This window comes from Corallococcus exercitus, from assembly GCF_042231735.1.
Lineage (GTDB): Bacteria > Myxococcota > Myxococcia > Myxococcales > Myxococcaceae > Corallococcus > Corallococcus exercitus_B.
The window spans coordinates 10,022,137-10,035,339 of sequence record NZ_CP102577.1; the positions used below are offsets into that span (position 1 = coordinate 10,022,137).

11 protein-coding genes are annotated in these 13,203 nt (G+C 70.3%); 7 read left to right on the forward strand and 4 right to left on the reverse strand.

Features of this window, described 5'->3' with window-relative positions; translation table 11 throughout:
• Positions 1-20 precede the first annotated feature (20 nt).
• Positions 21-941 carry a DUF2381 family protein gene (locus tag NR792_RS40360; RefSeq protein WP_375757991.1) on the forward strand — a complete coding sequence of 307 codons (921 nt, stop codon included), beginning with the start codon at positions 21-23 and terminating at the stop codon, positions 939-941.
• 277 nt (positions 942-1,218) lie between these two features.
• Complete coding sequence (locus NR792_RS40365) at positions 1,219-1,524, forward strand: hypothetical protein (RefSeq protein ID WP_375757992.1); 306 nt, start codon at positions 1,219-1,221, stop codon at positions 1,522-1,524.
• Between the two features lie 7 nt (positions 1,525-1,531).
• On the opposite strand, the gene NR792_RS40370 is transcribed toward NR792_RS40365, so the two are convergent.
• On the reverse strand, positions 1,532-2,506 hold the full coding sequence (locus NR792_RS40370) for an NADP-dependent oxidoreductase (RefSeq protein ID WP_375757993.1): 975 nt from the start codon (positions 2,504-2,506) through the stop codon (positions 1,532-1,534).
• A 148-nt stretch (positions 2,507-2,654) separates the two neighbouring features.
• On the opposite strand from NR792_RS40370, the gene NR792_RS40375 reads away from it, so the two are divergent.
• Positions 2,655-3,818: a hypothetical protein gene (locus NR792_RS40375; RefSeq protein WP_375757994.1), complete on the forward strand. Its 1,164-nt coding sequence runs from the start codon at positions 2,655-2,657 to the stop codon at positions 3,816-3,818.
• Here NR792_RS40375 and NR792_RS40380 read toward each other — a convergent pair.
• On the reverse strand, positions 3,799-6,795 hold the full coding sequence (locus tag NR792_RS40380; protein WP_375757995.1) for a DEAD/DEAH box helicase: 2,997 nt from the start codon (positions 6,793-6,795) through the stop codon (positions 3,799-3,801). The genes NR792_RS40375 and NR792_RS40380 overlap by 20 nt on opposite strands.
• Positions 6,796-7,154: 359 nt before the next feature.
• Here NR792_RS40380 and NR792_RS40385 point away from each other — a divergent pair, with 359 nt between their 5' ends.
• The 4 genes from NR792_RS40385 (at position 7,155) to NR792_RS40400 (ending at position 12,227) form a co-directional block, all read left to right on the forward strand.
• On the forward strand, positions 7,155-8,537 hold the full coding sequence (locus tag NR792_RS40385; RefSeq protein WP_375757996.1) for a di-heme oxidoredictase family protein: 1,383 nt from the start codon (positions 7,155-7,157) through the stop codon (positions 8,535-8,537).
• A 129-nt stretch (positions 8,538-8,666) separates the two neighbouring features.
• Complete coding sequence (locus tag NR792_RS40390) at positions 8,667-10,115, forward strand: UbiA family prenyltransferase (protein WP_375757997.1); 1,449 nt, start codon at positions 8,667-8,669, stop codon at positions 10,113-10,115.
• A 13-nt stretch (positions 10,116-10,128) separates the two neighbouring features.
• Positions 10,129-11,493, forward strand: a complete 1,365-nt coding sequence (locus NR792_RS40395) for an FAD-dependent oxidoreductase (RefSeq protein WP_375757998.1) — start codon at positions 10,129-10,131, stop codon at positions 11,491-11,493.
• Positions 11,490-12,227, forward strand: a complete 738-nt coding sequence (locus tag NR792_RS40400) for an SDR family oxidoreductase (protein WP_375757999.1) — start codon at positions 11,490-11,492, stop codon at positions 12,225-12,227. The genes NR792_RS40395 and NR792_RS40400 overlap by 4 nt, the downstream gene beginning before the upstream one ends.
• Here the strand turns inward: NR792_RS40400 and NR792_RS40405 are convergent.
• Together NR792_RS40405 and NR792_RS40410 are read right to left on the reverse strand one after the other, a co-directional pair.
• The gene (locus NR792_RS40405) at positions 12,224-12,529 is read right to left on the reverse strand and encodes a hypothetical protein (RefSeq protein ID WP_375758000.1); all 306 of its coding nucleotides are present in this window, start codon (positions 12,527-12,529) and stop codon (positions 12,224-12,226) included. The genes NR792_RS40400 and NR792_RS40405 overlap by 4 nt on opposite strands.
• A 114-nt stretch (positions 12,530-12,643) precedes the next feature.
• Positions 12,644-13,141: a hypothetical protein gene (locus NR792_RS40410; protein ID WP_375758001.1), complete on the reverse strand. Its 498-nt coding sequence runs from the start codon at positions 13,139-13,141 to the stop codon at positions 12,644-12,646.
• Positions 13,142-13,203: the final 62 nt, after the last annotated feature.

Genomic DNA, 13,203 nt, shown 5'->3' on the forward strand with positions numbered 1-13,203 from the left:
TGCCTGGGAGCCATCGCAGAGTGCCTTCTTCTTCCTTCGTCGTACTCTTGGGGGTCCTACTCGCCAGTGGAGTATCGGTCGCTCAATCGGAAGCCGCCGCTTCGTTGCCGGGCGTGCGCCGAGTTGAGTTGACTCCTGACGACGCTCTCTCCGTACCCGAGATTGCGATCAGCGCTGGGCTTTCGACGACATTCCTCTTCGATTCCGGCTTGAAGCGCGACGAAGTCGAACTGGAGGGGCGGGACCGTTTCTCCCTCGTGGATGAGGGACAGGCCACTCTGCGATTAGTGCCTTCGGCACGTTTGACTGTTGGCGAGAGGCTGCGTCTGGTCGTGCGGTTCCGGGATGGGGCAGCGCCAGCAAGCGCCTCATTCCTTCTTCGGGTCCATCCCGCCAAGGCGGAACCTCTCGTCGAGGTCTATCGCGACATGCGGACGCTTGAGACGTACCAGCAAGAAGCCAGGGAGGTTCGTGCGCAGTTGGTGCAGTGCCAGGGCGACGTCGCACGATTATTGGCTGAACAGAGTGTCCCGGGCGGGCTGGCAGGTCTCGTGTCCTCCGGTGTTTTGGACGAGAACGGGGTGACCGGAAGAGTCGTGACCAAGGACATCGTCCAGGCGGTTGGGAATGCGAATGCGCTTGAGGCAGCTTCCGTCAAGAGCTACCGGTCAGCGACGGGAGTTGCTGTCGAAATCAAGCTGAAGGTGAAGGCGGGTGCTCCGCCATGGGTCGCGAAGGGGGCGACGCTTCGAGGCAAGGCCGGGGCAGAGCTGAACGTGCTTCGTCTGTGGCAGCAGCGCCCCATCGCGATAGGAGAGTTCGGGCTCGTTGTGGTGGAGGCCGATGCCACGACAGAAGCAGCCCAGGGAGCCTTCTCGCTCAAACTGTGGGAGGAAGACGGGCCGCGCACCATCACGCTCGGCAACGTGACGTTCCCGTAGTGGGGCGCATTGCTTCTGGTCGGTCTTGCGCTGCGCCATGTGCCCCCAGTGTGCCCCTCCAGCGTGGATTGAGAGGACACACCAGGGAACAGCGCGGCACGAGGCGGGATAACGAACTCGAAGAAAATCAGGGGGATGGCGGGTAACAGCGCGTCCTGCCTAGGTTTTTCCATCACCCTGCCCAGGGTTCGATCCCCGGCTCGTGCAATCGAAATCCTGGCCAGATGTTTGTCTTTCGCTCAGGCGACCAGGACATTTCGCCGCTATCCTTGTCGTCATGACCGGACCGCGAGCGAAGACCTGTGCGACGTGCGGGCGCGTCATCGCGGCCCACGCCGTCTACTACCGCTTCAGCCTGGTGCTGGAAGGGGAGCAGGACATCCTCGACCCTTCGGATGACCTGGAGGGCAGTTCCGCGGAGGAACTCGCGGAGCTGGTCCGGCGGCTGGATGAAGGCTCCGCGGACCCCGGTGAGCTGGAGGCCCAGGTGCACTGGGAGCGCACCGGGGTCGTCTGCGCTGAATGCCGCTCCGTGGCGATGCGATTGCTCAGCACCGCCACGGAGGACTCGGGACCGCATTGAGCGTCAGTCAATGGATCCGGATCGTGTACTTGCCCAGGTGGTGCTTGAGGACCTCCTGCTGCGCCTTCGCGGCTTCCTCCAGCGCGTAGCTGCGGCCGATCTCCAGGTGGAAGGGGCCGGCTTCAATCAGCGCGTTCATCCGTTTCATGGCGTCAGGGCGGGGAATGCCGTCGTAGGCCTTGGCCTGGATGCCCTCGGGGACCTTGGGCGCGGGCTCCACTCCATTCGGCCAGGCGATACGTCCTTCCTTTCGTACGTGCCGGAGTGCTTTCTCCGCCGCGTCGCCACTGGCCAGCACCAGCGCCGCGTCGAAGCCTTCCGGCGCGAAATCACGGCAGGCCTTGTCGAGGTCCCCGTTCCGCCCCTCCACCACCGCGTCCGCGCCCAGCCTCCGGGCCAACTCCACCCCGTCCTCTTCCGACGCCACCGCCAGCACCTTCGCTCCCATCCGCTTCGCGAACTGCACCGCCATGTGGCCAATGCCACCGTTGGCGCCGAAGATGAGCAGCTTCTGCCCTGACTTGAGCTGAAGGTGCTCCTCCAGGCCCAGAAGCCCGGTGAGCCCGTCCGCCGCGAGCACCGCCGCCTGCTCCACCTTCAGCCCCTTGGGAATCCGCGACGCCTGGTCCCCCTTCACGGCGACGTACTCCGCGTAGAACCCTCCCTTGGCGCTCATGAACGCGGAACCGTAGACCTGGTCGCCCACCTTCAGGTCCTTCACGTTCTTGCCCACGGCGACAATCTCTCCCGCGCCGTCCGTTCCCGGCACGTACGGGAACTTCGGGCCTCCTGGGAGCATCTCGGCCATCTGGCCTTCTCGCTCCATCCAATCCCAGGCACCAATGCCCGCCGCCGCGACGCGGACGAGGACTTCGTCGTCGCCGCAGCTGGGAACGGAGACGGTCTTGATGCCCAGGACCTCTGGACCGCCGAAGCGGTCGAGCGCTACGGCCTTCATCTTGTCTGGAATGGTTGCTGGCATGCTGTGACTCCTTCACGGGGAATGCCTGTCCTCCGAGACGATGCGCACTCCGCGTCTCACGACCAGCGGTCGCAGTGCCCCCTGGGCGCCTATTCCCTCCCTCGCGAATCGGGCATCCTGACGGCCTCCAGGCTCCACGGGGGGAAACATGCACTCAGGTAAGGAAGCCATCGTCCTCATCCATGGCTCGGACTCCAAGCAGCGGGATTCCGGCCGGAGTCTCCTGACCGAAGGGTTGCTCAAGGTCCCCGAAGGCGTCGTCGTCACGCAGCAGGGGCCCATCACCATCCAGGGCGCCAGTGGCCTCCAGTTCCAGGTCACGCGTCACGAGGACCGCGCGACGCGCTCCGTGGATGTCTATGAAGCGTTCTGGGCGGACTTGATTCCATCACTCACCCGGATGGGACTCCGGGCCCGCGTGCTGGGCGGACTGGAGCTGCTGGTCTACTGGGGCTGCTCCGGCGTCTGGAAGGGCTTCCTCAAGCGCAAGGTCCTGACGTCCAGCATCATCACCGGCCTTGTCTTCCTGCTGTACTGGTACCTGTCCACGCTGCTCCTGTTCTTCTCCGCCCTGCAGCAGGACCCGACCTTCCCGGCGATGGCGCTGCCGGACAGCTCCGTGAGCGCCGCGAACTCGATGCTCAAGGGGCTGGCCCGCGTCGTCGCGCCCGTGGCCTCGAGCCTGGGCGGCTGGAAGGGGTGGGTGCTCCTGTCCCTCGTCATGGGCGCGCTCCCCGTCCACCGGGCCGTGGATGTCGCGAACCTCGCCCATCGCTACCTGACCGATGCGCTCATGGGAAATGGTGTCGTCGGCCTGCGCACGGACCTTCGCAGCCGCGTCAGCGCCACGCTCCGGGCCGTCGTCGAGAGCGGGACGTATTCGCGGGTGACGGTGGTGGCCCACAGCTTCGGCGCCGCGATGGCCGTGGACGTGCTCGCGGACTTCCGCTCCAGGTCGGGGACCCCCATCCGGCTCATCACGCTGGGCGGGCCCCTGGAGTTGCTCGCGCGCCGTGCGGACTGGCTGGAGAAGGAGATCCAGCGCTGCGCCGACAATGATCAGCTCATCCAGTGGTTGGACTTCTATTCGGACGAGGACTGGTTCTGCACGAAGACGCCCTTCCGCGCGGATGACACGCGGCTCATCCACCGCCCCATCCAGCAGAAGGCCTCCCTGGGCGCCAGGATGTCTGGCGAGACGCACAATCGCTATCTCGGGGACGCGCGGGTGCTGCAGGCGCTGCTGGAGCCAGCGCCCGTTCCTGCTTCGGAGCCGCCGGCCGCGGAGCCCGTCAATCCAAGAGCTGCATGAGGTCCGCGCGCGTGAGCGCGGTGCCTCCCGTGGCGCCTCCGAGCGCGGCCTCGAAGAGGGCCCGCTTCTTCTCCTGGAGGAGGAGGATCTTCTCCTCCACCGTGCCCTGGGACACCATCCGGTAGACCATCACCGGCCGCTGCTGCCCGATGCGGTGCGCACGGTCCGCCGCCTGCGCCTCCACCGACGGGTTCCACCACGGATCCACCAGGAAGACGTGGTCCGCCGCGGTGAGGTTGAGCCCCGTCGCTCCCGCCTTCAGCGAGATGAGCATGACGGGCGCTCCCTTCTCGTCCTGGAAGGACGTCGCCACCGCGCCCCGGTTGGCCGTGCTGCCGTCCAGGCGGATGAACCCGATGTCCGCCTCGCCCAGCGCGGGCTCGATGAGGTCCAACATCGACGTCCATTGCGAGAACACCAGCGCCTTGTGCCCGTCCGCCACCGCCGTGCCGAGCGCCTCCACCAGCGCCTGCACCTTCGAGGACGTCCTCGCCTGCTGCCCCGGCACCAGCGCCGGATGACAGGCCGCCTGCCTCAGCCGGAGCAGCGCCTCCAGCGCCTTCATCACGCTGCCTCCCTCCTCGAGCTGGGACACCACCTCCTCGCGGGTCGCGGCATGGACCGCGTCGTAGACGGCGCGCTCCTGCTCGGTGAGGGTGACGTGCCGCACGGCCTCCGTGCGCGGCGGCAACTCGGGCGCCACGTCGCGCTTGAGCCTGCGCAGCACGAAGGGCCGGATGCGCGCGCGCAGCGCCTCCGCGGCGCCCTTCTGGTTCTCCGACACCGGCCGGGCCCAGCGCTCCTCGAACGCCTTGCGTCCGCCCAGCAGGCCCCGGTTGGTGAAGTGCATCAGGCTCCACAGCTCCTCGAGCCGGTTCTCGATGGGCGTGCCGCTGAGCGCGATGCGGAAGCCCGCGTCCAGCTCGTACGCCGCCCGCGCCACCTGGCTGTCCGGGTTCTTGATGGCCTGTGCTTCATCCAGCACCACCGTGTCCCACGTCCTCGCCGCGAGGATGGCCGCGTCCAGGCGCAGGAGCGCGTACGTGGTGAGCGTCACGTCCGCGGACTCGTCCAGCGTGCGCCCCACGCCGTGATAGACGGACACCTTCAGCGACGGGCGGAAGCGCTTCACCTCCGCCTCCCAGTTGGGCAGCACGCTCGTGGGCGCCACGACCAGCGTTCCCCGGCCCAGCGTGCAGATGGTCTGCAGCGTCTTGCCCAGGCCCATGTCGTCCGCGAGCACGCCGCCCAGCCCCGCCTGCCGCAGGAAGGTGAGCCAGCTCACGCCCTGCAACTGGTAAGGGCGCAGCGTCGCGGTGAGGTCCTTGGGCAGCTGGGGCTCGGGCAGCTTCTCGAAGCCCTGCACCAGGGGCGCGAGCCGCTCCATGACGGGCGGGGCGGGGTGCTCCAGCGCCTCGCACAGGCCGGTGAGCTGCGGGATGGCGTGGTTCGCCAGCCGGCCGTCCCGCTCGCGCGCGGCCAGCAGGTCCGTCACGCGCTGGCCGTGGGCCTTCAGCCAGCCCGTGGGCAGGGGCGCCCAGCCTCCGCCCTCCAGGGGAACGAGCCCCAGGCCTTCCTCCCACGCCCGCATCACCGCGCCCGCGTCCACGGTGCGCTTCTCTCCAGGGCCCAGGCCCTCCACCTGGAAGTCGAGCGAGAAGCCCACGCGCCGCACGCCCGCGTCGGTGGTGGCCGTGTCCAGCGTGAGCAGCGGCTTGAGCTTCACGTCGGGGCTGACCACGCCCGCGGCGTTCCCCGTGAGGCCTCCGCGCCACTTGCGCAGCTTGTCCGCGAGCTGCACGGCCTCCTTGCCGTGGACCGTCACGCGGCGGCCCGGCGCCATGTTCAGTTCGTCCCTCAGCTGGTGGATGAGCTTCGTCTCGGTGGGCTCGTCGCGCACGGGCGCGGCGCCCTGGAGGTACACCAGGCGCCCGTTGTCGATGCGCGCGGTGGGCGGCGAGCCGTACACCAGCGTGGGCAGCACGGAGAGGCCCGTGTCCAGCTTGTCGAGCTCCAGCGAGATGCGCGGCTTGAGCGTCCGGTCGATGGGCGGCAGCCGCCGGCTCTTCACGTCCACCGGCATGCGCCGCGCGAAGTCCGGCAGCACCTTGCTCGTCAGGTCCGCCAGCTGCTCCGGGGAGAAGACGCGCTCCTGGGGCAGGTTCTCCAGCCGCGCGCCCGTGAGGGGCTGCTCGCCCAGCCGGCAGAGCGCGCCGGCGGCCAGCGCGACGCCGGGGCTCACCAGCTCGTTGATGCGCGGATCCTTCTCCACCTTGAGCACGGTCTGCTCGCCCCGGTCCTCCACGGTGACGCGGGGGAGGAGCGGCTCGTTGGAGACGGAGACGAGCGCGCCGTCGAAGAGGACGGTGCGCGCCTTCTCCAGCACGTGCAGCAGGGCGTCCAGCTTGCTCTGCGGCAGCGCGCCCCGCGTGGGCTGCGCGAGCAGCTTGTCCGCGAGCAGGTCGCATGGATCCACGTGGATGCGCGCGGCCTCCACCGGGTTCTGGAGCACGGACGCCAGGCTCCGGGCCAGCAGCCGCGCGGTGTTGTCCGGCCGGACCACCAGCCGCTCCAGCTGGAGGCCGCCGTCCACGCGCTTGAAGCGGTACACCAGCCGCTCCGGCTTCGGCGCGGTGCCGGGGCGCGAGGCCGTGGAGGCGGGGCCCGGGCGGGCAGGGGACGCCGCCGCCGTGGCCTTCCGGCCTTCCGCCTGCCGCAGGACGATGGCCGCGGCGATGACGTGCTCGCACGGGTCCACCTTCCCCCGGCAGTCGCACTCCCAGATTTCGTCCTCGGGGTAGAGGGTGGTGGTGAGCGGGGTGGGGCGGCCGGGGATGCGGACGCGGAGGACGACCTCCTCCTCGTCCACGGACTGCACCGACACGACCCCCGCGCGAGACAGGGCCTGTCCGGCGGACCACGTGGCCGGGCCTGACTCCTCCCGGATGGCTTCGAGCAGTTCCGCGAGCGCCGACATACGAGGGGCGATTCCCTAGCCCCGCGCGGGGCCTGGCGCAAGCAACGGGGCGCGTCGGTGTGACACCGGGAGATACACGCTCCGGCGCCCCTGTAACCCGTGGCGCTACAGGCCCTGCGACAAGCGTGTCACCTGGGATGGGGCCCTCCGAGGAAGGCCTCGAGACCTTGGACCATGGCGTGACCGGTGCATGACGCACGACCTGGAGCGCGCATCCGGTGCCTTCCCCCTGCCGGCCTCTCCGCGTCTCCACCCGATGTGAGCGAACCAGGCAGTGCGCCCCACACAATCGAAGTCCCACATGCACCTGAAGATGAGGTGTCCGTGATGCGTTGTCTGCCCGTCGAGGAGTCGTGACGATGCGCGTGCCCTGGTCCCTCGCTGGCATCTCCGCCGGAGCGCTGCTCATCGGCGCCGCGTGGGCCACCGTCGTCCGCCGCCCCGAACCCCTGGTGCTGGGCGCGCTGCCCCCTGTCGCCCTGCCGGACGTCGAGCAGTCCGGCGGCGCCACCACCGTGGCGGACACCGGCCGCAACGCCTTTGGCCGCGCGCCCATGAACATGCCGCGCTCGCGCTGGCCGGACTTCCACGCGGGCAAGGGCGTCTTCGACCGCGACTGGAGTGATTCGCGCCAGCGCCCCGCCGTGGCCGGCCCCTTCTTCAGCGCCACCGGCTGCATGACCTGCCACGTGAAGGACGGCCGGGGACAACCTCCCTCGAGCCCCACGGAGGCGCCCGTCTCGCTGGCGTTCCAGCTGAGCGCGCCCCGCGGCTCCGGTCCCCACCCGCTGTACGGCATGCAGCTGGACGCGCACGCCGTGGAGGGCCAGGTCCCCGAGGGCCACGTCCGCGTCGCCTTCGAGGAGACGCGCGGCACGTTCGCCACCGGCGAGCCGTACTCCCTGGTGCGCCCGCGCTACCAGTTCCAGGGGCTGGTGCACGGCCCCCTGGGCGACGGCGCCACGTTCTCCGCCCGCGTGTCGCCCGTGAACTTCGGCCTGGGCCTGCTGGAGGCCCTGCCCGAGGCCGGCCTCCTGGCCCGCGCGGACCCCGAGGACCGCGACCAGGACGGCATCTCCGGCCGGGCCAACCGGGTGCTCGACGTGGAGACGGGCGAGACGCGCCTGGGCCGCTTCGGGTGGAAGGCCAACCAGCCCACGCTGCGCCAGCAGGTGGCGCACGCGCTCGTCGCGGACATGGGCGTCACGACGACGCTCTACCGCCAGGAGCAGGGCCGGGACGCGCCGGGCGAGCCGGAGGTGTCCCAGGACGACCTGGACCTGCTGATGATCTACATGCGCCTGCTCGCCGTGCCGAAGCGGCGCGACTGGGAGGCGCCCGAGGTCCAGCGGGGCCACGCGGTGTTCCGCGCCCTCGGCTGCGCGGCCTGCCATGTGGACACGCCCCAGGAGACGGGGGCGGTGGAGGGCTTCGAGGAGGTCTCCCGGCAGGTCATCTACCCCTACACGGACCTGCTGCTGCACGACCTGGGCGAGGGCCTGGCGGACGGGCGTCCGGATGGGCTCGCCACGGGCAGCGAGTGGCGCACGCCACCCCTGTGGGGCATCGGGCTGGTGGAGTCCGTCAACCGGCACACGCGCTTCCTGCACGACGGCCGGGCCCGCTCCCTGGAGGAGGCCGTCCTCTGGCACGGGGGCGAGGCCGCCTCGGCGCAGGGCCGCTACGTGCGGCTGCCCCGGGAGGACCGGGCCGCGCTGCTCGCCTTCCTGAAGTCACTCTGAGGCACAGGCGGGACGCCCTCCCGTCCGGACGGCGGCCAGGAGGACCGTCGCCTGGAGGGGGCTTCCGCCTTCGGAGGGCACGGAACGGTGGACGGCCCGGGCCCTTGGGCTACCCTGCGGGCCCCCTTCATGCAGCCTCCAGCCCCCATCCCCGACGCAGTCCCCGACGTCCCGCTCGCGGTCGACCTGGACGGCACGCTGGTGCGCACGAACACGCTGCATGAGAACCTGCTCGTGCTCCTGAAGCTCGCGCCGTGGCTGCTGCTGCTGATGCCGCTGTGGGTGCTGAAGGGCAAGGCCTTCTTCAAGGCGGAGGTGGCCCGCCGCGCGCGGCTGGACGTCGCGTCGCTGCCCTACAACGCGGAGGTGCTGGCCTTCCTGCGCGAGGAGCACGCGCGGGGGCGGCGGCTCGTGCTGGCCACGGCCGCGGACCGCAGCATCGCCGACGCGGTGGCCTCCCACCTGGGCCTCTTCCACACGGTGGTCGCCAGCGAGGCCGGCGTGAACCTGTCCGGCGCGCGGAAGCTGGCGCGGCTGCGCGAGGTGCTGGGCACCTTCGACTACGCGGGCAACGACGCGGTGGACCTGCCGCTGTGGCGCGAGTGCCGGCAGCTCGTCGTGGTGCACGCGACGGCGGGAGTGCTGCGCCAGGCCCAGGGGCTGGGCCGTCCCGTGCACCGCGTCTTCGCGCTTCCGCCCGGCGGGGTGCGCCCCTGGGTGAAGGCGCTGCGGGTGCACCAGTGGGCGAAGAACGCGCTCGTCTTCGTGCCCTTGCTGGCGGCGCACAAGGCCACCCAGGGCGACATGGCCCCGCGCGCGGTGCTGGCGTTCATCGCCTTCAGCCTCTGCGCCTCCAGCGTGTACGTCATCAACGACCTGCTGGACCTGGCGTCGGACCGGCGGCACCCGTCCAAGTCCCAGCGGCCCTTCGCGTCCGGGGCCCTGCCGGTGCGCGTGGGCGTGGTGCTGGCGCCGCTGCTGCTGGGGGGCGCCGCGGCGCTGGCGCTGGCGACGCTGCCCCTGTCGTTCGCCGCGCTGCTGGCCGCGTACTTCGCGCTGACGCTGGCGTACTCGCTGCGGCTCAAGCAGGTGGTGATGCTGGACGTGCTGGTGCTGGCGGGCCTCTACACCGTGCGCATCTTCGGCGGCGCGCTGGCGGTGGGCGTGCCCACGTCCAGCTGGCTGCTCATGTTCAGCATGTTCCTCTTCCTGTCGCTGGCCCTGCTCAAGCGGCTGAGCGAGGTGCGGCGGCTGCGCCAGTCCAACGAGACGTCCGCCCACGGGCGCGGCTACCTGGCGCAGGACCATGATCAGCTCGCGAGCCTGGGCGCGGCGGCGGGGCAGGTGTCCGTGCTGGTGCTGGCCCTCTACATCACCAGCAAGGAGGTGACGGCGCTGTATGCCCATCCGGAGCGGCTGTGGCTGCTGTGCCCGGTGATGCTGTACTGGGTGGGCCGCATCTGGGTGCTGGCGCACCGGGGGCTCGTGAACGAGGACCCGCTCATCTTCGCGCTGCGCGACCGGGTCAGCTACATCGTGGGCGCGGTCGCGGCGCTGGTGCTGTGGGTGGCGACGTGACGGGAGCATGGCGATGAGCACGTCGGATTCCTGGGGCCGCTTCCCCCGCGTGGAACAACAGACGCGCGCGCTCGTGTGGCGCTCGGACACGCTGCCCCGGGTGGACGGGCCGGTGCTGCCGCACGGCCTGGGCCGCAGCTACGGCGACTCCTGCCTCAACGGCGGGGGCACGGTGCTGCTCACGGCGGGCCTGGACCGGCTCATCGACTTCGACCCCACGACGGGCGTGGTGCGGTGCGAGGCCGGTGTGTCCCTGGACACGCTGCTGCGGCTGGCCGTCCCGCGCGGCTGGTTCCTGCCGGTGACGCCGGGCACGAAGTTCGTCACGGTGGGCGGCGCCATCGCCAATGACGTGCACGGCAAGAACCACCACCGGGCCGGGACGTTCGGCCGGCACGTGCGCCGGTTTGAGCTGGTGCGCTCGGATGGCAGCCGCCGGATGTGCTCGCCCGAGGAGAACGCCGACTGGTTCGGCGCGACGATTGGCGGCCTGGGGCTCACGGGGCTCGTCACCTGGGCGGAGGTGCAGCTGACGCCCATCCGCAACCCCTTCGTGGTGCAGGAGACCGTCCCCTTCGAGAACCTGGACGGCTTCATGCGCGTGTCCGCGGAGTCCGAGGCGGACCACGACTTCACCATGTCCTGGGTGGACTGCCTGGCGCGCGGCCGCAAGCTGGGACGCGGCCTGTTCTACCGGGGCAACTTCGCGCCCACGCAGTTCGACCGGCTGCCCCTGGCGAAGAGCCACCTGTCGCATGGCAGCGGGCTCGCGGTGCCCATGGACCTGCCGGGCTTCTGCCTCAACCGGCTGTCGGTGTCCGCCTTCAACTTCCTGTACTACCACCGCGAGCGGACCAAGCCGTCCCCCCGGCTCGTGCACTACGATCCGTTCTTCTACCCGCTGGACAGCGTGTACGGCTGGAACCGCATCTACGGCCGCCGGGGCTTCCTCCAGTTCCAGTGCGTGGTGCCCCACGCCACCGCGCGCGACGCGCTGAAGGAGCTGCTGGAGCGCAGCGCCCGGGGGGGGCTACCCAGCTTCCTGTCCGTGCTCAAGACGTTCGGCGACCTGCCGTCGCCCGGGTGGATGTCCTTCCCGCGCCCGGGCTACACGCTGGCCCTGGACTTCGCCAACCGGGGCGAGAAGACGTGGCGGCTGGTGGAGGAGCTGGACCGCGTGACGCGTGAAGCGGGCGGCGCGGTGTACCCCGCCAAGGACGCGCGCATGAGCCCGGAGAGCTTCGCGGCGTACTTCCCCCAGCGCGAGCGGTTCTCCGCGTACATCGACCCTGCCTTCTCGTCCTCCTTCTGGCGCCGGGTGAATCCGGCGCCGCTGCCCCTGCCTTCGCTGGAGGGACGCCAGGTCTCCATCCCATGAAGAAAGTCATTGTCCTCGGCGCCACGAGCGCCATTGCCCAGGCGACGGTGCGGCTGCTCGCCGCGCGCGGGGCCGCGCTGTACCTGGTGGGCCGCAACGCCGCGAACCTGGAGGCGGTGGCCAAGGACGCGGCCACGCGCGGCGCGCCGAAGGTGGAGTTCCGGGCGCTGGACTTGAACGACTGCGAAGCGCACGCGAGCCTCGTGGAGCGGGCGTGGCAGGCCCTGGGCGGGCTGGACGGGGCCGTGCTGGCGCATGGCGTGCTGGGAGACCAAGCGGAGAGCCAGCGCTCGTGGGCGGCGACGGAGCTGGTGCTGCGCACGAACTTCCTCTCCGCCGCGTCGCTGCTGACGGAGCTGGCCAACCGCTTCGAGGCGCAGAAGGCCGGCACGCTGGTGGTGATTTCGTCGGTGGCGGGAGACCGCGGCCGGCAGAGCAACTACGTGTACGGCGCGTCCAAGGGCGCGCTGACCGTGTTCCTCCAGGGCCTGCGCAACCGGCTGGCGAAGTCCGGCGTGGCGGTGGTGACGGTGAAGCCCGGCTTCGTGGACACGCCGATGACGGCCCACGTGCCGAAGAACAAGCTCTTCGCCTCGCCGGAGCAGGTGGCGCGCGGCCTGCTGAAGGCCGCGGATGGACGCAAGAACGAGGTCTACGTGCCCGGCTTCTGGGCGCTCATCATGCTCATCATCCGGAGCATCCCGGAGCCGGTGTTCAAGCGGCTGAAGCTCTAGGCGTCTGTCATTGCCCGCGCGGGCAGCCGGTGGAGCGGGGCGCAGTGGGGCGCGTGCGTCTGGAGGAACTGGCGCATCCGCTCCGCGCGGTCCAGGTCCTTCACCTGGACGAAGGCGGCCCGGAGGGCCCAGGCGCTCACCAGGCGGATCACGATGAGGGACGACACCTCGTGGTGGTGCTCCAGGGTCCGCATGCCCTCCGGCGTCACCGTGCCCATGAGGACTTCCGCGGAGTGGAGGATGACGTCGTAGAAGACGCGGCCCGCCTTGGCTCCGGGGATCGCGGGGTTGAGGTCGGCCATGGCGAGGGCTTCCCGCGCGAGCGTCAGTCCCCGCTCGGGGTCATCCGTGCAAAGCAGGTGGAGGAGTGCGTCCGTGCCCCGCTCCATGGCCTGGAGCAGGGGCGCCTTGCCCCGCTAGGTCACCTGGTTCAACTCGTGGCGGGCCAGCGCGTCCTGCCCGTAGAGGATCCTCCCCAGGGCCTGTCTCTGCGCTCGCAGCAGGTCCACATCCGGGAAGGGGCTGGTCGGGGGAAGGAACTCGTCCGTGAGCCGGAGGTAGGCCTCCGGGCCCGGCTGCAGGAGCGCCTCGGCTTCCTTCCTGCGCGCTTTGCGAGCCTGGAGCTGCCGCCAGAGCAGACTCGCGCCCAGGACCGTGGAGACGAGGGTGAAGATGGCGATCAACTTCGGGGCCAGCTCCGGATGGAGCATGGGCGATGGGGCGGGCTGGCTCCGGCCCGCGTGCGTGGGGTTGGAGAAGAAGACGTAGAAGCCGCCATAGAGCGCCAGCAGGACGGCCCAGAGGAGCAGGAGCTTCAGGAACGGATGGGAGCCCAGACGACTCAGGAGCGGCAGCTTGCGGAGCTGGTCCTTGGTGACATTCCGGAGATAGCGATTGTTCTCTTCGCGCGACATGCGCGCACCGTAACCCGTTTCCACTCCGTGCCTGGAAGACAGACACGGAGTGGGGGCGGGCT